Below are 23,752 nucleotides of genomic sequence, written 5' to 3' on the forward strand. Positions count from 1 at the left end.
GCCGTCCTGCCAACGCGGGTTCAGGGCGACTGTAGCGCCGTGCATGATATTGCCGGGTGATCAAGATCAATTCGGTGCCGCCGTGGACCGTGCCGTGGGCTGTGCCGTGCCCTGCGCGACCAAGCGGACCACCGCGCGGGTCGATTTGCCCTGACCGGGAAAGCGCAGGCTGGTCGGGTCGGAGGGTGCCCCGTCGATGCGCAGCTCCACATCTGCGTGGCCCAGATGGTCCGGGTCCTCGATGATGATTGTCAGATCGCCCTGCGGACTGCGCAAATGCACCGTTGCACCGCCCCAATCGGTTGGCATGCAGGGTTTGACGATCACGTTATCGGCGATGAATCGCAGCCCCAGGATACCGTGGATCGCCAGTTGCCAGGTCCAGCCCGCGGCACCGGTGTACCATGACCAACCGCCAACCCCGATCATGCTGCCGCCGGACACATCGCCGGGCAGCACATAGGGTTCGCGCAGATAATGCGCCGCATCGCCGACTGTCGCGGTGCGCCGGATCGGATTGATCGTGTCGAAGACCTGCCATGCGCGGTCACCATCCCCAAGGGCCGCAAAGGCCAGCCCGATCCATGTCGCCGCATGGGTATACTGGCCACCGTTTTCCCTGATGCCGGGGGGGTAGGCCCGAATGTAGCCGGGGTCGCGCAGGGTGTGATGGAACGGCGGATCAAGCAGGCGGATGAGGCGATTTTCGCGGTCAATCAGCCGGGTGGCCGCCGATTGCATCGCGGTGCGTGCGCGGTCGTCGGGTGGGTCGCCTGACAGAATGCGCCATGCCTGTGCGATCAGGTCAATCTGACATTCATCATTCCGGTGGGACCCCCATGGTTCACCGCCGTCATCGAAGGCGCGCATGTACCACGCCCCATCCCATGCAGTTTGGTCAATCGCTATCCGCAGCTTTTCGCAATGCGTTTGCCAGCGTGCGGCACGGCTGGCCTGATCCGGCCAAAGCTCTGCCAATGGCGCAAACAGGCGGGTTGTCGCGATCTGGAACCATGCCAGCCAAACGCTTTCGCCCTTACCATCATCGCCGATCCGGTCCATGCCGTCGTTCCAGTCGCCGGTGCCCATCAGGGGCAGGCCGTGTTGCCCGGTGCGGATCATCCGGTCCATGGCCCCTGCGCAATGTGCGTAAAGCGTGCCTGTTTCGCCCGGATCGAACTGCGCATAGCGGTCATGTTCGTCAGGCCCGAGCGGTGGCCCGGACAAAAACGGTACTTCTTGGGTCAGGATGCCGGTGTCGCCGGTGGTTTCGACATAGCGCGCGGTAACATACGCAAGCCACAGATAATCATCGGAGCAGCGTGTCCGCACGCCACGTCCCAGCGGCGGATGCCACCAATGCAGCGCATCGCCCGCATCGAACTGGTGCCGCGCTGCGCGCAAGATCTGGTCGCGCGCGCGGGCCGGGTCGGTGAACAGCACCGCCAGCACATCCTGCAACTGGTCGCGGAACCCGTAGGCACCGCCTGCCTGGTAAAACGCGCCCCGTGCCAGCAGCCGGCAGGCGATGTTCTGATAAGGCAGCCAGCGGTTGACCATGAGATCCAGCGCCGGATCAGGTGTCTGCACCTGAACCGCATTCAGCCGACTTTCCCAGAATGTTCCGACATCGGTCAACGCGGCTTTGGTTGCATCGGGGTTGCGCCATCGGGTAATCAGCGCCGCCGCCATTTCCGGGTTATCGGCCTGGCCAAGAATGAAGACGACCTCTTTTGTCTGACCGGCGGCAATATCGAGATGGACCTGATAGGCGCCGCACGCCTCGCTGCCGGGTGAAAAGCTGCCGCCAAGATCCCAGCGCTGCATTGCGTCGGGGGCGTCCACCGTGCCCTCTTTGCCCAGAAACGCAAGTTTGTCACCGGTGATGCTGTGCGGATCGAGCGAGGCAGTCAGAAAGGCGGTCTTGGTCCCAAATTCCGGGTTCCAGCCATTGCGCGCCATGATGGCTTTTGTTGTCGGGTCATAGACACACCGCACATGCGGCTTGGACACGCTTGCCATCGCACCCAGCAGCCATTCGACATAATAGGTTGCGGTGATCCGGCGGTTCTGGCCCGATACATCGGTCATACGCAGCCGGATCAGCTTGACCGGCGCATCAGGCGGCACGGTCACGCGCAGTTCCTGTTCCAGTTGCTGACTGTTCTGCCGCCAGACCGTGTAGCCGGTGCCGTGCCGTATCTGGCAGGTCACTGCGCGGCCCAACGGGGCTGGCGTCGTGGTCCAGAACTGCGCCGTCGCTTCGTCGCGCAGGTACATGACTTCGCCCGGTGCGTTCGTGACCGGGTCATTGGACCACGGGGTCAGCCGGTTTTCCCCGCAGTTGTCCGCCCAACTGAACCCCAGCCCGCTTTCGCTGACCATGGTGCCAAAGGCTTCGTTGGCAAGGATATTGCACCATGGCGCGGGGGTGGATCGGCCCGGATCAAGCTGGATCACATAGTCGCCGGTGTCCCGGTCAAAACCGCCGAATTCATTGTCGAAATCCAGCGCGGCGGGCCTTGGCAGCGGTTGGGCCGCAGCAAAGCTGATGGTCTGGGTCGGCTCAAAAACCGGAACGGTCGTGGTGTGGGCCAGGATATCATCCAACCGTTTACTGAGGTCGTGCACGTGCTGATCAAATGCCACGTAGGCGGCGGCCACAAAGGCGCGCCGGACCTGTGGCTGCATCTGATCGGCACCGACAAGATGGATTCCGCCGCGTTGCCCCAGAAACTGTTCTGTCTTCGCTTCGCGCAACAGCGACATGACCTGATCGCGCAGTGGCGCGTCGTAGCCTGTCATGCTGGTGTGCAGGACCACCAGATCTACCGACAAACCGCGGTGCCGCCAAAGGGATTGCGCGCGCACCAAGATATCAAGCAGCGCCATGTTGTCGATATCGGCCATTTCGATCAGCAAGATCGGCAGATCGCCCGAGATGCCAAACCGCCACAGCTCTGGCTGGCCTGCCCAATCGGGTGCGATGCCGTCGGGCACTTTGCGCAGGCGTCCTGTGGGTTCGAGCAGCAGCGAAGACAGGACCTGCATCTGTGGCAGGTTTTCGGGCGCGATATCCAAAATGCTGAGGTTGCGGGCGGTTGCCAGTGACGCCTCGCGGACGACCCGTGCGACCGATCCGATTGAAAACCGCGTGGCGCAGTCCAGCACCGCGCCACGCGACGGACCGGCGACTGTGAGGAACGCAAACCGCTTTGTCTCAAGCGGTTGCAGGCATACCTGAACCTGCAACGCCATAATCGGATCCAGCACCCAGCCCGTCGTTTGTTGCAGGCCATGGCGGATACCGTGGGGCGCGCGCAGGCTGCCGTTGCGCCCGATAAAGTGTGCGCGGTCGGTATCATAGGAACGCAGGGTGATTGCCGGATCGTCAAACAGGGCTTGGTGCAGCAGGACCGGCGGCTTTGTTTCGGGCCGCTGCGGGCGTCTTTGGAACAAAAGGGCGTGCTGGGCGGCAATGAAGGTGCTGCCGACAAACAGTTTGCTGAAGGCCGGGTGACGTTCATCGTCGTTCGGGGCGCTCAGCACCACCTCGGCGTAGCTGGTAAAGTCGATTGTTCGGATGCGGTCGCTTTCGTTGGTCACGGTAATTTCGCGGATTTCCACGTCGTCGGACGGGGCGATGGTCAGCTCCATCCGCGTGGCGATCTGATGGTCCCGGCGAAAGGTTTCGATCATGTGGTGATGAAAGACGGTTTTGCTGTCCTGACCGCTTTGTCCGGTGGGCATGCGCCCGACCGACCACAGGTCCGGGGTGCCCGGTTCGGTGATGTAAATCCAGATGCCGTGCTGGTCCTGTGTCGGTGAGGGCTGCCACCGTGTCATCGCGTCGCCGCGCCAGAACAGGCCGCCTGCGCCCGCTTCGGATACTCTGGTGGACAGGTTGCCGTTGCCAAGGATATGCATCAGCGGGATTTGCGCATGCGGTGATGGCACCCACGGGGCAGGGATCGGGGCCGTTTTGTGTTGGTCGTGGGGTTCCCAGGTTTCGTCGATCCGCCCGACCTCGACCGGGGCTTCCCATGGGACGCGTTCCTGAAGTAAAAGGTCCACGGCGCGCAGGGATTTTTCGCGCATGGTCCGGCGGACGTGGATGTCATCCAAAAGGACGTTGGCGATGGCGGCCATCGTCATCCCCTGATGATGGGCCATGTACGTGCGAACCTTGACGAAATCGGCAGCGCCGGACAGGCGTCTTGCGGTATAGTCGATCGCGTCGATGAAGCCATAGCTGCTGGATGCGCCCAAGGCTTCTAGCTCTGCAAGGTTCCTTGCGGCGGTGCGGGGCCATGCGCAAAGCGCCAGCGCGGTTGCATAAGGCGCAATGACAAGATCGTCGGTCAGGCCACGACGAATGCCAAGGCCGGGCACACCAAAGGCCCGATACTGGTAATTCCCTTGCGCATCGGTCGCCCCGTAGGCGGATTCCGACACCCCCCATGGCACGCCGCGTTCGGTGGCATAGCCGCGCTGATACGCCACGGCGGTCATTTCGCTGTCGCCAAGCAGGGTATCGCGCCGCGTCGGCAGAAAAAGCGACGGCATCAGGTATTCGAACATGGAGCCGTTCCACGACAACACCGCAGGCTTTCCCTGAATGCGGGTGATGGGGCGCCCGAGTGAAAACCAGTGTTCGATCAGCACGTCATGTTTGGCGATGGCAAAGAAACTGGCGATGCGGGCTTCGGTGGCAAGCAGGTCATAGTGGTTGTGATCAAGCTGACCCACGCTGAGGTTGAAGCCGATCACGAACAGCCGCACCGCAGGATCGTAGAGAAATTTGAAATCCATGCCATAGGCCAACGTGCGGGCGCGGTCTGCCAGATCATGCAGTTCGTCCTGCAGCACCTTTTGCCGTGCCGCAGCGTCCGACAGCGCCTGTTGCAGCGCGCCCAGCCACGCGACGTCGGTGTCATCGGTGTGCCTGTCGGACAGGGTTACGTTGATATTATGCGCCGCAAGGGCAATCTGCCCGGACAGGTCCGGCATGCCCATGTCAGGCTTGAGAGCCTCGTTGAGTTGGTCACGCAGTGGGTGCAGCCGGGGCGGGGCCTGATCGAGCAAATCAAGGTAGGGATGATAGTGACCGATATCGCGCGCCATCGCGTGCAATTGTTGGTGCAACGCACCCAGCCATACCTGAATGTCATGCAGCGCCTGCGGTGGCGGATATTGCTGCTGCCCGAGGGCCGCCAAAACGGCGGCGTCGAGATCGGCCCATAGCGCGTCACCGGGGTTGATGACTGCGACCGAGCGGTCTTGCGGTGCGCGCGACATATCGTCGATGCGTTTGAACGCCCGCTGCGCGCAGCGATCAAATTCGACGGTGGCAGCCTTGGGCAGAAATTGCATCGCATCGACAAGCAGTTCAAGTGTCGTGCGCAGCCCCGCCCGGCACGCAGGCGGTATTGCAGGCTGTTGTGCGGCCTCATCGCAGCCTTGCGCCAGCGCGATCAGCGCCATGGCAAGGTTGCCACTGTCGACGGTCGATACATACTGCGGCTCGAGAGGCGCGAGGGTGCGGGTGTCGTACCAGTTCAGGACATGACCCCGATGCGTCTTGAGCCGGTCGAGGGTGTCAACGGTATTGCGGGTGCGGACCAGCAAGTCATTTGTGCCGATAAACCCCAGATCCCGCGCGGACAGCGCCGAAACCAGAAACATGCCGATATTGGTTGGCGACGTGCGGTGGGCGATGACCGGGTTGGGGGTTTCCTGAAAATTGTCCGGTGGCAGCCAATTGTCCTTGGGACCGGTGAAGGTTTCGAAAAAATGCCATGTGCGCCGTGCGGTCCAGCGCAGGAACAGGCGCTGTCCGTCTGTCAGTGTTTCGCGGCGCAGGACCCGTGGCCGCGCCGTCCAGACCGCGATTTCCGGGGCGATAGACCACAACAACAAGATGGGGGCCGCCGGCCAAAGGGCCATATAATCATACAGGGCCAGATAGCCGCCGATGGTGACGGCAAGGGCGGACGACGGCCACATCAGCCGCCACGCGGTCGCGCGCACCGTCTGGTTTCCGACCAAGGCGGCGTGGTGATCTGCGGTGGTCCATTCGAGCAGGTTTTTCCGGCTGACATAGACCCGCCAGAGCGTGGTCATGGCCGCCGTCACGCTGATCATCGCGTCGCTGACCAGAAACGCTATCAACAAGAACCACCGCCCGCCGCGTTCGGACATCTGATGGATCGCATCGCCCGGCAAATCGCGGTGAAGCCGCCCGGTCAGCAGCCCGTAGACCGCGCCGATCAGATAGCTGGCAGGGGCTGCAAGGGCCAGGAGCGTCCAGACAAGTGCGCTGCCCGGCAAAACCGCCCAGCCTGCGACAAACAATAACAGCAAGGCGGGCGAAATCAGGCTGCGGCGCAGGTTATCGACGATTTTCCAACGGTCCAGTCCGGACAGCCGATTGGGCAGGTGCAGGCCCGATGCGCTGGGGACCCGGCGCCCCAGCCATGGCAGAAGTTGCCAGTCGCCGCGCACCCAGCGATGCAATCTCGTGGCATATTGGGGGTAAGTCTGCGGAAAATCCTCGTACAGGACGATATTGCTGACCAATGCGGCACGGCCAAGAATACCTTCAAAAAGATCATGGCTGAGGATGCTGTTTTCGGGAACGCGATCATCAAGGCTGCGCTGCATGGCGGCAATGTCGTAGATGCCTTTGCCAACGAATATCCCGGTGCCGAAGGTGTCTTGATAGACGTCCGACACCGCCCTTGAATAGATATCTATCGCGGTGTCGCCGGCGTGCAGATGCGCAAATTCAGTGCCGCCGATCGCCGCGAGAATAATCTCGATCCGCGGTTGCATGATCGTGTAACCCGACGACACACGGTCGGTCGCAGGATCAAACGCCGCCCGGTTCAGTGGATGCGCCATTGTCCCGACCAGCCGTGCCGCAGTGCCCGGTGGCAAGTTGGTATCCGCATCCAGCACAATGGCAAAAACACAGTTGCGCAGGGCGCTGATCTGACCTTTGCAAAGCGTGAATTCTGTTGCGTCATCATGCAGGACGAAGGTGTTGAACGCCTCGAGCTTGCCGCGCTTGCGTTCGCGGCCCATCCAACACCCTTCGTGCGGATTGTAGAGGCGGTCCCTGTGCATCACGTAAAACGGGCCGCCGTCCGCGTCACCGTATCGCGTGTTCAGCGCACCGATTTCTGCGGCCAGACACTGGGTGATCTTGTGGTCATCGGGGGTATGCTGCGCGTCTGCATCTGCAAAGTCCGAAAGGACGACGAAATGAAGCGCAGGGTCTGGGTTTGAGTGACGCCGGATTTCCAGTTTTTCGATGATTTGGGCAATTTCATTGCTGTCCTTGATGATCACGGGCACGATCACCGCAGTGGCAATCGCATCCGGTATCCCCGTGCTGAAATCCAGCTCCGGCAATGCCTGCGGCGTCACCAGAACGGTGATCAGCCAATGAACCAGCGTCACGCTGAGCATTGTCGCGGGCAATAGCGACAGTACGATGCCGCCCACCCACTGTGCTGCGCTGGCATCCATGGCGGACAGGTAGGCAATCGGCACGATAAACGCCGCAAGCGCCATGGCAATCAAGGCCGTCGCATACAGATGCGCCGCATGGCGGGCCGCGCTGCCGCGCACGGCGTCCAAGAAAGTCTGCCTGCAGCCGATGGCGGTTTCCAGTGCATCGCGGCCATTGTCAATCAGCCAAAACCCAACGTGATGACCGCGTTCGCCCGGCGCTGCGTCATTGGCAAGCTGGACAGCGACGGCGGCCACCTCGACCTCGGACAAGGCGCTGCGGTCGGCAAGGTGTTCAACGGTTTTGCGGTAACGGTCGCGCGATTGAAATGTCATCTGCGCATAAATGCCGGCGGGATCTGTCGCAAGGGTGGCTTCGACCCGGCTGGTCAGATCGACCAGATCCGCCCATTTTATTCCTTCCACGGCCATCAGGTTTGTGATCGCATGTGCAATCGCATCGGTGGGATCAGCATGCAGTGGATCAAGGTCAAGCGGGACCGGAGCGTGCAGTTTGGGTGTCAGCCGGGCGAACGCCTGCATCAGCATTTCGAGACTGGCCAGTCGCAGCATGGATGGCAACGCCCAGAGTTCTGCGTGGCTCAGCGCCGACACGGTCTGATAATCGTTCAGATACGACACCAGCGTTTGCGCAGACATCCGTTCGTTCGATCGGGTCGCGATATCGGTCGCAATCAAGAACACCCGCGGGGCGCTGCGGCCGCTTGGGTCGTGACCCACGGGCAGGCGCCGGTAGAACGGTCGCGGCAGATCGCTGTCCAGTCGGCGGATCGCGCGCACCACCTGATAGCTGTTATCAAGAAGCCAGTCCGCCGCCCGGTTATGCGCCGGAGGGGGATCCGCACAATAGGCCTTTGCCTTGTCCAGCCAGTCTGGCAGCAGGGACAAGCCACGATAGATGGCCAGTTCGTTGGGTGGGCCGTCGGTGACGCGCATCGCGCGCGCATAGGCCTGCACCTTTGATTGCGGATCGGCATGCAGTTTTGTTGATGTATGTGCGGTCATTGGATCGCATTTGAAGGAGGCCGGACACCTTTGGATTTCGCGTCGGTGACAATGTGTGATCCGTTCGTCCGGTGCTGTTGACGGACCATGAGGACCGGCACCTGCGCATGATCCAGAACGTAGCTTGTCACATGCCCTGAGGGAACATCAGTGTAGCCGCTTTGGCCGTGCGACGCCATGACCAGCAGGTCGACGTTTCGGCGGTTCACTGTCTCAATCAGCGCGCGCCGGACATCATCGCCTTCGACGATGGCCGTTTTGACCGAAATGCCACAGTCGTGCAGTGCGTCTTTGACGGTGTTCAGGTAGTGCCGCCCGACCTGTCGTGCCCGCTGCATCAAGCGGCCCTGCAACCTGTCCACCTCGTCGTCCGGGGGGCCGATTTGGGGCATGTCGGGTTGGGCTGTGACATGGCAAATGGTCAGCGTGGCCTTTTGCGCCTTGGCCAGTCGCACCGCCTTGGGCAATGCGCTTTCGGCGATTGATGATCCATCAAGTGGCACAAGGATTTGGCTATAGGTCTGCGGTGTCTGTGCAAAAGCGCTGCGCGGCACCATCAGGACCGAGCCGATATCGGCTTCGATGACGCGGCGCGCGACATTGCTGGCGTAAATATGCTGTGCTGTGTCGGTGTCGTGGCGACCATCATCGTGCTGCCCCGAAATAACGGTGATATCCCCGGCTTTTTCTGACGCCCGCGCGCAGATTTGATCCGTGGCATGACCTTCGAGAATGCAGATTTCGATCTCGCTGTCGGATGTCTGGTAGTGCTGTGCAAGATCGCTCAGTCGCGCGCGCGCTTCGCGCCGACGGATTTCCCAATCCACCGGGTCAAGGTGATTGGCGGCGCGGGGTTTCGCGGATTCAACGACATGCAGCAGGACCACTTTGCCACCGAATGCAGTGGCCATCGTCAGCGCATGCGGAATGACACCGGCGCACAGCTGGTTTTCGTCGATACATACCAAAAGATCGGCTGGCGGTCTGTTGTCGTGGTTCGTGCATGATGGTTCCGGCGTTGTGGACATTGGCGCGCTGGCAGTGGCAGAACTCATGGCAAACCTCGCTTTGCTTGGCGTTTCGGGTATGTCGGGCACAGGGATGGCGGCGCCCTGTCAAGGCTACGTCGATATGCCGTTCGTCAATTGATATGGGTCAACGCGCCCTGTCGGTGCCGCGCCCAAACGCGGTCTTTGTTGCGCAAAATGTTGGTGCGGGGGCGTCACAGCCCGAAAAGGCATGTCTCATCCTCGCGGGTGCGCGCAGGTGTGGCCAACTGCCGCCCGGCGTCGGCAGACTTTGGCCATTTCCGTGCCGGCAAATTTCTATCGTTGGTTTTAGTGCGTGGTTGGGGCAATCTGAGGGCGGACCAGTGATCCACCTCGGCACCACATCAATGCAGCATATGAGAGGTCGAAATTGGGTATCAGTCACCGTATCCATCTGCAAAAGCTGACGTCTGGCGATGTCATCCCGCGGGCACCGCATGTGGCGCCGGGAAAAGAATTGCCACTGCGATTGCGTGAACAGGTCCGGGCGTTGGGGCCGATGCCAAAAACCTGCTTGGAGGTTTTTGTTGATTTGGGTCTGAGCGACGGCGAAATCGCACGCTATTTTGATGTGCCGCAGGCGTGTATCACAAAGCTTTGCGATATTTGGTGCATGCGTCGCTGACGTGGCTTGGCGAAAATCGACATGTGCAGCCCCGGCTGCTGATCTGTCATTCGGCGGCCCGACGGGCCAGATCGCTGTGTGGTGTCTGGTAAAGGTAATCCCGCGTCAAAGGTACGGCGTCGATCTTTTTGGATAGCTGAAATTGAAACACGGCTTGGCGTCCATGCCGGAATGTCTGTTCACAGGCGGCCAGATAAAACCGCCACATCCGCACAAAGCGTGCATCGTAAATGCTTTGTACTTCTGCGCGGTTCTGTTCAAAGCGGTCGAACCAATGGCGGAGCGTATAGGCATAGTGCAGCCGCCAGCATTCGATATCGGCGGCCCATAAACGCGCGTTTTCAACGGATGTCATGGCTTCTGACATCGTGGGGATGTAGCCGCCGGGGAAGATGTATTTGGCAATCCAAGGGTTCGTCGCATCCGGCGGGCCAGCCCAGCCGATTGTATGGACCAGCGCAATTCCATCGGGCGACAGGCGGTCCCTGATCGTTTCGAAATAGGTATCGAAATACGGCAGGCCGACATGTTCGAACATCCCGACGGAAACGATCCGATCAAACGTGCCTTGCACGCTGCGGTAGTCGCACAGCCTGAATTCCACCTTGTCCGACAGCCCTTCACGGGCGGCGCGTGCGGTCGCGCTGGCGTGCTGTTCCTGTGACAGCGTGATGCCAAGGACCTGTACGCCGTGGTCCCGCGCAAGGGTCAGCGCCATACCCCCCCAGCCACAGCCGATGTCCAGCACCCGCATGCCGGGCGCCAGCATTAGCTTGCAGGCGATATGGTTCTTTTTCTGGATCTGGGCCTGTTCCAATGTGTCGGTCGGGTGGCGGAAATAGCCACATGAATATTGCCGGTCGTCATCAAGAAACAAATCATAAAGCCGACCCGAAAGATCGTAGTGATGCGCCACATTGCGTTTTGAACGCGTGACGATGTTGTTTTGCGCAACATGCCGCAGGGCGATCCGGAGTTTCAAAAGCGGCTTTTGCCACCAGACCCGCGGTGCCGCATTCAGGTTCCGCACGATCATGGCGAGAAAACCCTGAATATCGTCCCCATCAATGCTGAGAGAGCCGTTCATGTAGGCCTGGCCAAGGGCGAGTTCGGGATTTAGCACCAGATGCCGGACAGTGGCGGTGTCGTGCAGGCGCACTGACAGCGGCGCACCGTGCCCGTCGCCGTAATGACGCAGGCCACCGGACGGCATCGCAACAGTCAGCGCACCGTGTCGCAGCATGGATTTCAACATCCTGTCAAGGGCTGCTTGCCACATCTGATTTCCCTTCGGCTTGGGTGTCAAAGCTGTAAGACCACACAGATCAATCTGTTGTCGGCGACTTGGCCGCGTTTATCCGTAGCAGGGGCGGCGTCATGCAAATTGAGCGAAATCAAAGCGTCCTTGGTCATTGCGCTTAGAAATCACGTAAGGATGGAGGGTTTCATGATGTCGGACACGATAGCCAAAATGCACCAGGACAATCGCGTCATCGTGGCGAAATTGGGCGAAGTCGCCGATTTGCTGGACCAACAGGGGGCCGATCCGTTCAGGGTCAGGGCCTATCGGGAGGCGGCCGCGTATATCTCGGATTTACCGATGCCACTTCGCACGGTTTTTGCGTCGGGTGGCTCAAGGGCTTTGGAAGCCTTGCCGACGATTGGCCCTTCGATTGCCACTGCGATCATCGAAATTCTGCAGACCGGGGATTTGCGGCTGCGCGACACGTTGCGCGGCGGCCTTGACCCCGAAACGCTGTTTCAGACCGTGCCGCAGATCGGGCCGCACCTTGCCGCGATCATCCACGACAGGCTGGATATCAATACGCTGGAAGCATTGGAGGTCGCGGCCCATGATGGCAGGCTTGCTGAACTGCCCGGTTTCGGACCGCGCCGGGTGCGCGGTGTGCAATATGCGCTGGCCGAACTTCTGGCGCGGCGCAAACGCATTGGCGCCGCGCCGCTATCCCCCAATCCTCCGATTGCGCAGACGCTGGACGTCGACCGGGAATATCGTCAACGCGCAGCGGACGGGTCATTGCCGATGATCGCGCCGCAACGGTTTAACCCAGACCAGAGGGCCTGGTTGCCAATTTTGCACACCGAAAGGGGCGACTGGCACTTTACCGCACTGTATTCGAACACGTTGCAGGCACATCGGTTGCAACGCACAAAGGACTGGATCGTGATCCGGTACGAAAAAGACAACGAGGGGGCGGCCCAGTGTACGGTCGTCACAGAGCACCGCGGTGATCTGGCGGGCAAGCGTGTCATTCGTGGGCACGAAGCGGCCTGCGCCGATCATTATGCCAAAGAACGTGCTGTGTCGCCTCAATGATCTTGTGGGCGGTCATGGGTCCATATGCCGGGGTGGATGAAACGGGCGCCTGATTTTCGACGAACTGGGTTGGGGCGTGGCCCGCCTCGGCGATGGACCGGGGCGGTATCGCATGGCGCTTCATGATCTGGTCACGCGATATAAGCAGCCATGCAGCCCCTCTGGGCCGCATTTTTCGACGTCTCATCAAAGGCTACCTGCCGACGGGTCATGACAAGGCCGCCGCGTCAGTTTTTTGCGGGGGCGAAGATGTCGGCGTATTGGTCCCGCAGGATATTTTTTTGCAGCTTGCCCATGGCGTTGCGCGGAAATGCGTCAACCACGATCAGCTTTTTGGGCAGCTTGAAACGGGCCAGTGTGTCACCCAAAGATGCCATGATCGCGTCCACCGAAGGTGTCGCGCCGGGCGCCGGCACCAGCAGGCCAATCGGGCTTTCGCCAAAGTCGGGATGGGGCACACCGATGACCGCGCTTTCAAGCACGCCGGGCTGCGCGTCGAGGACCAGTTCGATCTCTTTGGGGTATATGTTGTACCCCCCCGAGATGATCAGGTCCTTGTTGCGTCCAACGATACTGACATAGCCCTGATCGTCGATCCGCGCGAGATCGCCGGTGATAAAGAACCCGTCGGGGCGCAGTTCTTCGGCGGTCTTTTCCGGCATCTGCCAGTAGCCTTTGAAGACATTCGGCCCGCGCACCTCGATCTGGCCGATTTCACCCTGCGGGACCTCTTTGCCTGTCGTTGGATCGGTGATCTTCAACTCGACGCCCGGCAGCGGAAAGCCCACGGTGCCCGCGCGGCGTTCGCCATCGTAGGGGTTGGAGGTGTTCATGTTGGTTTCGGTCATCCCGTAGCGTTCCAGAATCCGGTGACCGGTCCGTTCTTCAAAGCGCATGTGCGTTTCGGTCAGCAGCGGCGCGGACCCGGACACAAAAAGCCGCATATGTGCGGTCAGCGCGGCGGTGAAGCGCGGATCGTCAAGCAGCCGTGTGTAGAACGTGGGCACGCCCATCATCGTGGTTGCTTGCGGCATATGCGCGATCATTTGATCTAGGTCGAATTTGGGCAGAAATATCATCGACCCGCCCGCGATCAGGGTGATGTTGGTGGCCACAAACAGCCCGTGGGTATGAAAGATCGGCAGGGCATGCAGCAGGACGTCCTGCGCGGTAAAGCGCCAGTACCTTGCAAGAGTCTGCGCGTTTGACAGCAGGTTTTCCTGTGTCAGCATCGCACCTTTCGATCGGCCCGTGGTGCCGGACGTATAGAGAAACGCGGCAAGATCGTCGGCGCTGCGCGATGCTGTGGCAAATACCTCGTCTTGGTGTCTGGCCCGATCTGCAAAGCTACCTGTCCCGTCGGGGTTCAGGGTATTGAGCACGGCGCCATGCGCGGCGGCGACCGGGGCAAGCGCGGCTGCGGTTCTATCTGTTGCCAGCACGAGTTTTGCGCCCGAATTGCCGATGAAATAATCCAGCTCGGCTGCGGTGTAGCCCGTATTGAGGGGGAGAAATATCACACCTGTTTGGGCGCAGGCGGCATAGACGGCCAGCGCCTCGGGCGATTTTTCGATCTGCGCGGCCAGCCTGTCACCCGATTCCAGACCCAATGCGGTGATCGCGTGGGCAAAGCGCGCGGCCATGCGCAGGAAAACGTCATGCGTCAGCGTTTCGCCGTCAGGCAAATGCAGAAAAGGGGTCGATTTTCCGGTGTGTTGTCCAAAAAGCGTATCATAAAGCGGGTTGGCCATGGTTATTTCCAGATTGTCAGGCGTTGGTGGGAAGCGCCTTGCGCGCCAGCGAGCGCATGGTTGCCGAGGCGGCGACTTTGTGGGTGGTGGCGAAAGCTTCGTGATTTTCGGTAATACGCGCCAGATCGTAGAGGTAATTCACCATCGCACCACCCGACTGCGCCAAGCCGTTGGGCGACAGGTCGGCGCCAGCATGGACATCGTGGATAGACGCCCCGTTCTTGAGATGAAAACGCGCAACCGGATCGCGCGGCAGCCCGCCTTCGCGCTTGGACTCAAGCAGGTAGCGTGCCGCCAATCCCCGTAGCGCGTCGGTGTCGCCGGTGCTGCCACCGTGCCCGTTTTCCGTGATCCACTGCATCAGCCCCGGAATGGGTGAAAGGGTGACAAAGGTCTTTAGCTGGGGCAGGGCACGGTTCAGATCGCTGGCGACCTGTTTGATCAGCGAATTGCCGAACGAAATGCCCGCCAGACCTGCCTGACAGTTCGAGATCGAATAGAAAACCGCCGTATCGGCCTGTTTCTCTGTCAGCAGGTCGCGGCCTTCTGTCAGCACGGAGTGAATGGAGGTGGGTATCCCCTTGGTCAAAGCCACTTCGACGAAAATCAGCGGCTCATCCGGCATCGCGGGGTGGAAAAAGCCGAAACAGCGCCGGTCTGTGGGCTGAAGCCTGCGGCGCAGATCATCCCAGCTGTCGATGGCGTGGACCGCCTCGTAGGCGATGATCTTTTCGAGAACATGCGCCGGGCTTTCCCAGTTGATCGGACGCAGGACCAGAAAACCACGGTTGAACCAGCTTGACAGCAGATGTCGCAGATCGGTGTCCAGTTTGGCCAGGGCCGGATCGGTTTTGATAAAGCGCAGCAGGTCTTTGCGCATGGCCACGATCCGCCCGGTCGCACCCGGTACTTGATTGAGGCGGCGCGCGAGCTCCTGACGTGGCGGTTCCGCTGCCATCATCAGGCGCCGGTAATGCACCTCTGACCCGTCGGCCGCATAGGCATTTGTCGCCTCGGATACGGCGGTGGTATCAATATCCATGTCCACGTTGAGAAACGTGAAGAAGGCCCGTTTCTGCGCGTCGTCCATCGCGGCGTACTGATCAAGGATTTGGCGCGCCAGCGCATAGCCTGACACCTCGCCGCGGCTCCCGATGAGATCGCGGCATAGTGTCTCAATCGTTCGTCCATCTGCCCGTTCGCCGCCCAAAACAGGTATCCGGCGGTCGATCAGCGTTGATAGAAGATCGGCAAGCAAGCTCATAACGCCGGCCCCATCAGATAGTCGGGCAGCCATGTTGCAAGGCTCGGAAAGACGCACAGGATGACAATTGCCAGAACCATGCAGCCCACAAACGGAAGCGAACCGAATAGGATTTTCTTCAGGGATATGTCAGGCGCAATGCCGTTGATGACATAAAGATTCAAACCCACCGGCGGCGTGATCAGCCCGATTTCCATGTTGATGGTCAGGATCACGGCGAACCAGATCGGATCGAAACCCGCGACCGTGATAATTGGCAGCAGGATCGGTGCGGACATCAAGATGACGGCGACAGGGGGGAGGAAAAACCCAGCGACAAGCAAGAAGACGTTGATGATCCCCATCAAGACCCAGCGGTTGACGTCCAGATCGGCGATCCAGCCCGCGACCGATTGCGTGACGAACAGTGACGACAACATGAACGAGAACACGCCAGCGGCGCCGATGATGAACAAGATCATCACGGATTCGCGTGTCGAGTCGCGCAGCACCGCCCAAAGGGCCTGAGGCTGATACATCCGGTAGACGATCATTGCCACGACGATGCACAGCAATGCACCCACGGCGGCCGTTTCAGATGGCGTCGCGATGCCGCCGTACAACGCATAGAGAACACCGATGATGATCCCCAGAAACGGCAGGACGCGCGGCAGAATTTCAATCTTTTGAGCCCAGCTATAGTTGATGCCCGACAGGGCGACACCTGCAGCGCCACGGCGCCATGTGTCGTAGATGGCCCATGCGATGAACAGTGACACCAGCAGCAGACCGGGTAACACACCGGCCAGAAACAGCCGGCCAATGCTGGTTTCCGTGGCGATGCCGTAGACGATCATCGTGACGGATGGCGGGATCAGAATACCCAATGTGCCGCCCGCTGCGATTGATCCGGCGGCCACTTCATCAGGGTAGCCGCGCTTGCGCATTTCGGGAATGCCCATTTTGCCGATGGCCGCACAAGTGGCGGGGCTTGACCCTGACATCGCCGCAAAAAGCGCGCATGCTCCAAGGTTGGACACGACAAGGCCGCCGGGCACCTTGGTCAACCAGCGCTCCAACGCCTCGTAGAGGTCGGGGCCAGCCCGGGTGGATGAGATTGCGGCACCCATGATGATAAACATCGGGATCGACAGAAGGGCGAAACTGTTGAGTTCGCCGTAAAACAGCTCTGGCAGGGCGACGAGCGACCGCGCGCCGTCAAAGATCAGCAAGAACCCTGCCGCGACGATGAGCAGGCCAACACCGACCGATACCCCGGAAAACAGCACCAATATGGTGCAGACGGCGACCAGCAGGCCAACGGCAAGCGGATCCATCAGTGTCTCCGATCTTCGGCGGCGACTGGCACCGCGATATCTTCGCCTTGGATGACCATCCACAGGTCGGCGACGAGTTGCAAAAGAAACAGGCCAAAGCCCAGCGGCACGGACAGGTAGGGAATCCAAAGGGGGACAGCCCAGACTGTCTCGGATTTCCAGCCACGCGCCCATGCAAAGTGCCACATGTCATAGGCGTAATAGAGCATCACGGCGATCATGCCGCTGGTGATGACCAATGTCAGAACCGCCAGAATGCGGCGGCCTTTGGGGCCAAGCAGAGTCGGGACCAGATCAACCCCGACATGGCCCTTGAGCTTTTGCACATAGGGCAGGCCGATCAGCGTGGCACCGATCATAAGATAGATGACGGCTTCGGTTTGCCAGATTGTTGATTTTCCGAGAACGGCGCGGACAAAGATCATCTGGCATGTGATGAAGACCGACGCGAGGATCATCATCGAAGCGATAATGCCGCTGACCGTCGAAACATGTCCGATCAGCCGCACAGGCAGCGGTTGTAAAGAGGCAGAGCGATCCACTGGGCGGGCCTTCCTGAAAACATTGATTGCGCCTGCCGGGCGTTCCGGCAGGCGCAATGTCAGATTATTCGACGGCAAGCGCCAGATCGAGAAGCCGCTGCCCGTCCGGCGTTTCTTCGACGAAGGCCGGGTAGGACGATTCAGCGGCAACCGCGCGCCAAACGTTGAAGTCGTCTTCGGTCATTTCGGCCAGTTCAACGCCGGCATCGGAAAAGGCCTTGGATGCGACTGTGTCGCCCAGCTTTGCCTGCTCAAGATAGAATGCCTGCGCATTTTCCCCGGCTGCGACCAAAGCCGCCTGCTGTTCGCTGCTTAACCCGTCAAAGGTCGTCTTGTTCATGATCAGCGGCTGATACATGAACCACAGTGCATAATCGCCCGCAGGTGTGTAGCATTTCAGCTGCTCATATAGCCGATAGCTGACAAAGCTTTCCGACGATGTGTTCGCGGCATCCAGAACGCCGGTCTGCAGGGCGGGGTAGATCTCGGATGAGGCCATGGAAGAGATCGACGCACCGGCAGCGGCCAGCATCTGTTCGAATGCCTTGCCCGCCGCGCGGATCGAAATGCCCTGCACATCTTCGGGTCCCGTGATGCAACCCTCGTTAGAGCCGAAGCCGCCGGCAAGATAGCCGTGGACCAAAACCATCACGTCGTCGCCGGCCATGATGTTTTCGATCTCGGTCATGAACGGCGAATGCGACAACCGATCACCGTGATCGTGGTTCTTCACCAGGCCGGGCATCAGTGTCAGGTTATAGGCAGGTTGCTGACCGCCCGCATATGACAGTGGCAGCACAGTCATGTCCAGCTGACCCCGGCTGAGCGGTGTATACTGCTCGCGCGCTTTGAAAAGGGTCTGGTTGGGGAAAATCTGAATGGTCAGGTCGACCCCGGCTGCGGCGACTTCGTCGGCAACCATTTGTGCCACCTGATGGCGCACGTCGCCCTCTGACCATTGATGTGACAGGCGCAGTTGCTCAGCCGAAGCGGCTCCTGCAATGATAGCGAGCGCCGCGGCTGCGGCGAAAAATGTAGATTTCATGTCATCCTCCCAGTGACGCCGGACCGCTCTTGAGCGACCAGCTGATCGGCAAACATTCGGAGGTTTTGCATCCGGTGTCAAGTTTCTTGTATACAAGGTTTTCAACCTTGCATTTCTATCGGCTGCAATTGATAGTGTTGGCATGGATGTACGCCGGGCGGATCATATTCTTGAAGATCTCGAACAGATGATCGTGACCGGCAATTTTGCCGATGGCGAACGGTTGGATGAAATTCGTCTGGCAGATCACTTTGGGGTCTCGCGCACGCCAATCCGTGAGGCATTGCAGAAATTGGCCGCCTCTGGTCTGGTCGAGCATCTGCCGCGCCGCGGTGTCTTTGTCAGAGAGCCTGGACCCGTCGAGCTGGTCGAGATGTTCGAGACGATGGCCGAACTTGAGGCCGCTTGCGGCCGTTTTGCGGCATTGCGGATCAGTGAGGCAGGGCTGGCGGCATTGCGCGAGGCCAATGATCTTTGCAAACTTGCGGTCGCGACGGATGATGCCGACCATTACTATCGTCAGAATGAACGCTTCCATCATCTGATTTATGCCGCGAGCCAGAACAGTTTTCTTGAAGCGCAGGCCGCGAAGCTGCAAAAACGGTTGAAAGCCTATCGGCGGATGCAGCTTCACCTGCGTGGTCGGCTGGGACAGTCCATGGCAGAGCACGAGGCAATTGTCGCCGCGCTGTCAGCGGGTGACGGATGTGCGGCGGCGGATGCGCTGCGAACCCATGTTGCCGTGCAAGGCGAGAAGTTCCACCACTTGCTGAGCCATCTCAAATCCAAGCGCTGAGCCTGCGTGCTTGAACATTGATCCTGTGGCCTTCAGGCAAGAGGCGCGTCAGCGGCGACCGCTTGGAATAATCTGGTTTTCCAATGCCCGCGGGTCCACGCCGGCGATTTTCGCCAAGCCGTCGATGTTGTGGATCGTGATGTCCATATGGTCTTTCATCGCGATCACCCCGAGGCGCGACAGACTGCGCAGGGTACGGCAAACATGGACGGAAGAAAGACCGACGAAATCGCCCAACTGCTGCTGTGTCAGCGGCAGATGGAAGGTCCAATCCCGGACTGCGCCGACGGCCCTGAGCCTTATGCAAAGTTCGATCATGGCGTAGGCGATGCGGGTTTCCGCGTTTCCCTTGCCTAACCGCAGCATCCGCTCGGACAGCCGCGAAAGGGTGCCGGCGATCACGCGATCCTCCAGGTTTTTGAGTTGCGGCAGATCTTCCAACAGACTGGCCCAGCGATAATCGGGGATCACGGCGACGGTGGCAGAGGTCACGGCTTCGATCTGCAAGGCATTCGTTTTGTTGTTGGCACAAACGGAATTCACCAAGTCGCCGGGGAGCGCAAAGTCGATGATGTGCCGCTGACCATCCTCCATGGATTTTGACAGCGACAGCCAGCCCGACAATACGCAAAACACCACATGCGATGTACTGCCTTCAAGTGCGACAACCGTGCCCGCATGCGATCTGCGCTGGTAGGTTCTCAGCAGTTGTTCGATCATTTCGGTTCCGCTGGTCGTTGATAGTTTCCATGCGGGTGGGGCGATATGTCTTGGCGGCGTTGTCAGTAGATTTTGTTCCGTCATGATCCGTTCCCCACGACATTGCTTTAACTTGCGTTGATGTAATCAAGTCCGCTTGCGCGTTGTTCTTGCCAGCATGTCATTGCGCAGGGGCACGATGATTGATGTGCGTCAATCGCGCGAATGTATGCGGCGACGCTGCCGCGGGACCGCTGTGTCAGCCAACGACTGCCGGGGTTGACGGATGTTAATGCGGCTGCCCTGCGCGTCTCGTATTTTCGGCCACAATCGAAACACACAAATAAAGGGAGAGCTGGCATGGCTGACAAGGATGCGGCGATGGTTGATGATATCGTGCGACAAATGCCTGCGATGTTTGCGGCAAACCCGGTCGTCGGCCCGCCTGTCGCACATTTCTGGCAAGCACAGGAGAAGATGCTGCAAGACGCCGAGGCGTTTTCGGCACACTGGTTCAGGCGGCGCCAAGACGCGACCAAGCTGGCGCTTGATACCGCAAGGGACGTGAGAACGAATGGTGGGTCGGAACCGTCTGCCTTGATCGAGGCGATGCAGGATTGGCAGCAACACGCGGTCGAGCGGATTGCCGAAGATTTTCGGGAATGGGCCAGCCTTTGCGCCCGCTGTGCCGGGCATGTGGCAAGTGTGGATGTCGCCGCCGAGACAGAGGCGGCCAAAAAGACCAGCAACCGTGCAACCGCGCCAACAGCAAGACATGCGACGCCGGTGTAGCCATGGCGATCCCCAGAGGCAAAGTTGCGTTCAGCAATCATGAAGGAGAACAAGCGATGGGCGACAAGAGCGCATATGCCCAGAAACTCGAAGCACGGCTCGACCAATGGCGGGCCGAGATAGACAGTCTGCAAGCCAAGGCAAAAGAAGCCGGGGCCGATGCAGAGCTGAAATATCATGACCAGCTTGCGGAACTTCGGGCCAAGCAGAAAAAGGCGCGGGAAAGTCTTGATGACCTGAACAAGGCGCAAGGTGAGGCGTGGAAAGATCTCAAGTCAGGGATGGAGGCCGCATGGGATGATCTGGGCAAGGCGGTGCGCAAAGCTGCGGATCGTTTCCGCTGAACAGAAGAGCATTTGACATGACTTCTGGAATGAATTTGTTAACGGCTTCCGCCGTTTGCATCGGCTTGGTTGTCGGTGGATCGGCGTGGGGTCAAACGGACGAGCCTGTCACCATTGATCGTGTTCAGGGTGAATTGGCCGACGCCTATCAGGCAACTGGACAGTATACGCCGCAAGAACGCGACGAGGCGTTGGCGGCAATCAGTGCGTCGCTTGACCAAATTGATGTGCAAATCGAACGGCTCGAATTGCGGGCGCGAACACTGGCGTGACATGTCCCGCGCTGCGCGTGATCGAACGTCTGCGGTACTGCGGTACTGCGGGACCTGCGTGCCCGGCGCAATCAGTTGGGTGAAATGTATGGCGCACTAAGCCACGGTGCCGATACCGCGTGGGACGATTTGAGCGCTGTATGGTCGGATGCAGTCGAAAACGCAAACAGAGACTCGTGAGGATGTGATGAAGAATACCAAGCAAAGCATTGATAATCTGCAAAAAGCCCTGAGCATGGAAATGACTGCGATCCAGCAATACCTGCTGCATGCGCATGTTCTTGACGACTGGGGGCTGGATGTTTTGGCCAGCCAGATGCGGCAAGAGATGACCGAGGAACTCGGGCATGCCGGTCGCTTTATCGACCGTATCCTTTTCTTGGGCGGTGACCCGGTGGTTCAACCATCGAAAAACCCCAAACGGTCCAAATCGCTTGAAGAGATGTTCGGCGCGGATCTTGACGAAGAAATGAGCGCAATCGACTTTTACACGTCGTCGGCGAAGGCTGCGGATGATGATTGGGACATCGGCACACGGATGCTGTTCGAGGGCATCGCGCTGGATGAGGAAGGTCACATGGACTGGCTTAAACGGCAGCTTGGCCTGTTGGCGCGGATGGGTGAGCCAACTTACATGGCGCAAAACATGAGCGACGCAATGGTTGGCACATAGGGCGTTCGGGTGCCCCACCTTGTGCTGCAAATGAAATGGGACCGGACCATCGGAGACAGAAGAAATGGCCAGCTATGACATCCGTGAACCACATGAAGCTGCCTTGCGCGGGCTGCAGGTCCGGCTTTGGATATCTGGGTTGTCAGCCATCATTCTTGGTGGCACTGCCGTCGTGTTCCCGTTTGCTGCGACAATGGCCGCAGAGCTGTTTTTGGGCGCAATTCTGGCGGTTTCGGGCGGCATTCAAATCGTCCGCGCACTTGCATCCCGAGGGGATGTAAACACGCTTTGGACTTTGCTGTTCGGCGTCGTCGCGCTTGGTGCCGGTGGTTTTCTGCTATTCTATCCGCCGCAAGGTATCCTGACTTTGACCATCATTCTGGCAGGCTTTTTTCTGATTGGCGGAGTCATGAAAATGATATCCGCATGGTACATGCGGCCTGCAAGCCTTTCGGCGACGGGGCTGCCCGTCGTCAACGGTTGGGGCTGGTTGGCTTTGTCGGGCATTTTAGGCGTGGCCTTGTTTTGGGGTTTGCCGATCACGGCGGTCTGGGCGCTTGGGTTGTTGATGGGAATCGACCTGATTTTCTTGGTTGGCGCCGAAATTGCGTTTGCCATCGCGCCGCGGCGGGTCAACCATGCGAGGTGATCCGCTGTGATAAGAATTGAGCATCGCAGGCATGATGATGTCATCGTCGTGCGCGCATCTGGAACGCTGACCACTGCCGACTATGAAACCGCCGTCCCCCGACTGGAACACCTCATGGAGCGTGCAACGGGGCCGTTGCGGATATTGATGCGTCTCGAAGATTTTAAGGGATGGGAAATTGGCGCGTTGTGGAGCGAGCTTGAATTCGACCTGAAACACCGGGGCGATTTCGGGCGGATCGCAATTATCGGAGATACGGCGCTTGAACAATGGGGAACAACGCTTGCTGCCCCGTTCATCAAGGCCGACGTACGGTTTTTCACGCCCGACAAGGAGCTCGAGGCCCGCGAATGGCTTGACGTGGGGGTGCAGGACGATGCGACCTGACACCGGGTCTGACGATTGCACCGTGTCCATTGGGCCCAAAGATGCGCAATTGGCCGAGACGGTCAAAAAGAAAGTAGCGCAGTCCCGTGTAGGGAAAATCAAGTCATCGGCGGCGGGTATATTCCTGCTTATTGCTACGGGGGTCTATGCCTTGGCGGCGCTTGCGATGGCGACGATTTCGATTGGGCTGGTCACCGTCTCTTTCGTGCGGCTATCCGGCGTGTTCCATTTGAATCAGGACGCAGAGGATGTCTTGCTGTCGGCGGTCAGTTCGTTGGTGATCTCGGTCGCGGTCCTGGACGTGGCGAAATACGTGATGGAAGACGAAGTGTTGCGCAGCCGCGAATTGCGCGAACCATCCGAGGCGCGCCAGGCGGTCACGAAGTTTATGGTCATCATCGCGTTGGTCGTGGCCATCGAAGGTATCATACTGGTTTTTCAGCTTGGCAAATCGCGGCCCGATCTGTTGTTCTATCCGATCCGGCTGCTGTCTGTGTCCGTCATTATCGTGATCGGTCTGGGGGTCTTCCAATGGCTGAGTGTCCAGTCCGAAGAACGTCTTGATGAAGACCCCAAACACATTGACCAGCGGCCCAATCAACCCAAAACACAACGCTGATACGGCGGCAGATATTGGGGGCGCGCAGTTGTCCGCGCGTGGGAACTGCC

Annotated in this window: 18 protein-coding genes; 9 read left to right on the forward strand and 9 right to left on the reverse strand. The window is 59.6% G+C overall.

Annotated elements, in window-relative coordinates; all coding sequences use genetic code 11:
* Positions 1-66: 66 nt before the first annotated feature.
* The 3 genes from QZ196_RS04990 to QZ196_RS05000 form a co-directional block, all read right to left on the reverse strand.
* The gene (locus QZ196_RS04990) at positions 67-8,541 is read right to left on the reverse strand and encodes a glucoamylase family protein (protein WP_296424523.1); all 8,475 of its coding nucleotides are present in this window, start codon (positions 8,539-8,541) and stop codon (positions 67-69) included.
* Positions 8,538-9,596: a universal stress protein gene (locus QZ196_RS04995; protein WP_296424527.1), complete on the reverse strand. Its 1,059-nt coding sequence runs from the start codon at positions 9,594-9,596 to the stop codon at positions 8,538-8,540. Before QZ196_RS04995 ends, QZ196_RS04990 begins: the two co-directional genes overlap by 4 nt.
* Before the next feature lie 665 nt (positions 9,597-10,261).
* Positions 10,262-11,494: a cyclopropane-fatty-acyl-phospholipid synthase family protein gene (locus QZ196_RS05000; RefSeq protein WP_296424529.1), complete on the reverse strand. Its 1,233-nt coding sequence runs from the start codon at positions 11,492-11,494 to the stop codon at positions 10,262-10,264.
* A gap of 171 nt (positions 11,495-11,665) precedes the next feature.
* Here QZ196_RS05000 and QZ196_RS05005 point away from each other — a divergent pair, with 171 nt between their 5' ends.
* A complete protein-coding gene (locus QZ196_RS05005) occupies positions 11,666-12,553 on the forward strand; it encodes a helix-hairpin-helix domain-containing protein (RefSeq protein ID WP_296424530.1) in 888 nt (295 codons plus the stop codon).
* Positions 12,554-12,780: 227 nt separating this feature from the next.
* On the opposite strand, the gene QZ196_RS05010 is transcribed toward QZ196_RS05005, so the two are convergent.
* The 5 genes from QZ196_RS05010 to dctP form a co-directional block, all read right to left on the reverse strand.
* Positions 12,781-14,304, reverse strand: a complete 1,524-nt coding sequence (locus QZ196_RS05010) for a malonyl-CoA synthase (protein ID WP_296424532.1) — start codon at positions 14,302-14,304, stop codon at positions 12,781-12,783.
* A 16-nt stretch (positions 14,305-14,320) separates the two neighbouring features.
* A complete protein-coding gene (locus tag QZ196_RS05015; RefSeq protein WP_296424534.1) occupies positions 14,321-15,568 on the reverse strand; it encodes a malonyl-CoA decarboxylase in 1,248 nt (415 codons plus the stop codon).
* Positions 15,565-16,884, reverse strand: coding sequence for a TRAP transporter large permease (locus QZ196_RS05020; protein ID WP_296424536.1), 1,320 nt, complete (start codon positions 16,882-16,884; stop codon positions 15,565-15,567). The genes QZ196_RS05015 and QZ196_RS05020 overlap by 4 nt, the downstream gene beginning before the upstream one ends.
* Positions 16,884-17,426, reverse strand: coding sequence for a TRAP transporter small permease (locus QZ196_RS05025; RefSeq protein ID WP_296424538.1), 543 nt, complete (start codon positions 17,424-17,426; stop codon positions 16,884-16,886). The genes QZ196_RS05020 and QZ196_RS05025 overlap by 1 nt, the downstream gene beginning before the upstream one ends.
* Positions 17,427-17,490: 64 nt before the next feature.
* Complete coding sequence (gene dctP, locus QZ196_RS05030) at positions 17,491-18,471, reverse strand: TRAP transporter substrate-binding protein DctP (protein ID WP_296424541.1); 981 nt, start codon at positions 18,469-18,471, stop codon at positions 17,491-17,493.
* 142 nt (positions 18,472-18,613) lie between these two features.
* Here dctP and QZ196_RS05035 point away from each other — a divergent pair, with 142 nt between their 5' ends.
* Complete coding sequence (locus QZ196_RS05035; protein ID WP_296424543.1) at positions 18,614-19,267, forward strand: GntR family transcriptional regulator; 654 nt, start codon at positions 18,614-18,616, stop codon at positions 19,265-19,267.
* 48 nt (positions 19,268-19,315) lie between these two features.
* On the opposite strand, the gene QZ196_RS05040 is transcribed toward QZ196_RS05035, so the two are convergent.
* Positions 19,316-20,071: a Crp/Fnr family transcriptional regulator gene (locus QZ196_RS05040; protein ID WP_296424544.1), complete on the reverse strand. Its 756-nt coding sequence runs from the start codon at positions 20,069-20,071 to the stop codon at positions 19,316-19,318.
* A 255-nt stretch (positions 20,072-20,326) separates the two neighbouring features.
* Here QZ196_RS05040 and QZ196_RS05045 point away from each other — a divergent pair, with 255 nt between their 5' ends.
* The 7 genes from QZ196_RS05045 (at position 20,327) to QZ196_RS05075 (ending at position 23,702) form a co-directional block, all read left to right on the forward strand.
* On the forward strand, positions 20,327-20,758 hold the full coding sequence (locus QZ196_RS05045; RefSeq protein WP_296424546.1) for a hypothetical protein: 432 nt from the start codon (positions 20,327-20,329) through the stop codon (positions 20,756-20,758).
* Between the two features lie 56 nt (positions 20,759-20,814).
* The gene (locus QZ196_RS05050) at positions 20,815-21,102 is read left to right on the forward strand and encodes a coiled coil domain-containing protein (RefSeq protein WP_296424548.1); all 288 of its coding nucleotides are present in this window, start codon (positions 20,815-20,817) and stop codon (positions 21,100-21,102) included.
* Between the two features lie 29 nt (positions 21,103-21,131).
* On the forward strand, positions 21,132-21,374 hold the full coding sequence (locus QZ196_RS05055) for a hypothetical protein (protein ID WP_296424550.1): 243 nt from the start codon (positions 21,132-21,134) through the stop codon (positions 21,372-21,374).
* A gap of 187 nt (positions 21,375-21,561) precedes the next feature.
* Positions 21,562-22,047 carry a bacterioferritin gene (locus tag QZ196_RS05060; protein ID WP_296424551.1) on the forward strand — a complete coding sequence of 162 codons (486 nt, stop codon included), beginning with the start codon at positions 21,562-21,564 and terminating at the stop codon, positions 22,045-22,047.
* Between the two features lie 64 nt (positions 22,048-22,111).
* A complete protein-coding gene (locus QZ196_RS05065; protein ID WP_296424552.1) occupies positions 22,112-22,696 on the forward strand; it encodes a DUF308 domain-containing protein in 585 nt (194 codons plus the stop codon).
* Positions 22,697-22,702: 6 nt separating this feature from the next.
* On the forward strand, positions 22,703-23,083 hold the full coding sequence (locus tag QZ196_RS05070) for an STAS/SEC14 domain-containing protein (protein ID WP_296424555.1): 381 nt from the start codon (positions 22,703-22,705) through the stop codon (positions 23,081-23,083).
* On the forward strand, positions 23,073-23,702 hold the full coding sequence (locus QZ196_RS05075; protein WP_296424557.1) for a hypothetical protein: 630 nt from the start codon (positions 23,073-23,075) through the stop codon (positions 23,700-23,702). Before QZ196_RS05070 ends, QZ196_RS05075 begins: the two co-directional genes overlap by 11 nt.
* The last annotated feature ends 50 nt before the right edge of the window (positions 23,703-23,752 follow it).

The organism is Yoonia sp. (assembly GCF_017854565.1).
Taxonomy (GTDB): domain Bacteria; phylum Pseudomonadota; class Alphaproteobacteria; order Rhodobacterales; family Rhodobacteraceae; genus Yoonia.

Excerpts from the sequence above, each read along its gene's own strand:
- QZ196_RS04990 (WP_296424523.1), bottom strand. The coding sequence starts at position 8,541 with ATGACCGCACATACATCAACAAAACTGCATGCCGATCCGCAATCAAAG.
- QZ196_RS04995 (WP_296424527.1), bottom strand. The coding sequence starts at position 9,596 with ATGAGTTCTGCCACTGCCAGCGCGCCAATGTCCACAACGCCGGAACCA.
- QZ196_RS05000 (WP_296424529.1), bottom strand. The coding sequence starts at position 11,494 with ATGTGGCAAGCAGCCCTTGACAGGATGTTGAAATCCATGCTGCGACAC.
- QZ196_RS05005 (WP_296424530.1), top strand. The coding sequence starts at position 11,666 with ATGTCGGACACGATAGCCAAAATGCACCAGGACAATCGCGTCATCGTG.
- QZ196_RS05010 (WP_296424532.1), bottom strand. The coding sequence starts at position 14,304 with ATGGCCAACCCGCTTTATGATACGCTTTTTGGACAACACACCGGAAAA.
- QZ196_RS05015 (WP_296424534.1), bottom strand. The coding sequence starts at position 15,568 with ATGAGCTTGCTTGCCGATCTTCTATCAACGCTGATCGACCGCCGGATA.
- QZ196_RS05020 (WP_296424536.1), bottom strand. The coding sequence starts at position 16,884 with ATGGATCCGCTTGCCGTTGGCCTGCTGGTCGCCGTCTGCACCATATTG.
- dctP (WP_296424541.1), bottom strand. The coding sequence starts at position 18,471 with ATGAAATCTACATTTTTCGCCGCAGCCGCGGCGCTCGCTATCATTGCA.
- QZ196_RS05035 (WP_296424543.1), top strand. The coding sequence starts at position 18,614 with ATGGATGTACGCCGGGCGGATCATATTCTTGAAGATCTCGAACAGATG.
- QZ196_RS05040 (WP_296424544.1), bottom strand. The coding sequence starts at position 20,071 with ATGACGGAACAAAATCTACTGACAACGCCGCCAAGACATATCGCCCCA.
- QZ196_RS05045 (WP_296424546.1), top strand. The coding sequence starts at position 20,327 with ATGGCTGACAAGGATGCGGCGATGGTTGATGATATCGTGCGACAAATG.
- QZ196_RS05050 (WP_296424548.1), top strand. The coding sequence starts at position 20,815 with ATGGGCGACAAGAGCGCATATGCCCAGAAACTCGAAGCACGGCTCGAC.
- QZ196_RS05055 (WP_296424550.1), top strand. The coding sequence starts at position 21,132 with ATGAATTTGTTAACGGCTTCCGCCGTTTGCATCGGCTTGGTTGTCGGT.
- QZ196_RS05060 (WP_296424551.1), top strand. The coding sequence starts at position 21,562 with ATGAAGAATACCAAGCAAAGCATTGATAATCTGCAAAAAGCCCTGAGC.
- QZ196_RS05065 (WP_296424552.1), top strand. The coding sequence starts at position 22,112 with ATGGCCAGCTATGACATCCGTGAACCACATGAAGCTGCCTTGCGCGGG.
- QZ196_RS05075 (WP_296424557.1), top strand. The coding sequence starts at position 23,073 with ATGCGACCTGACACCGGGTCTGACGATTGCACCGTGTCCATTGGGCCC.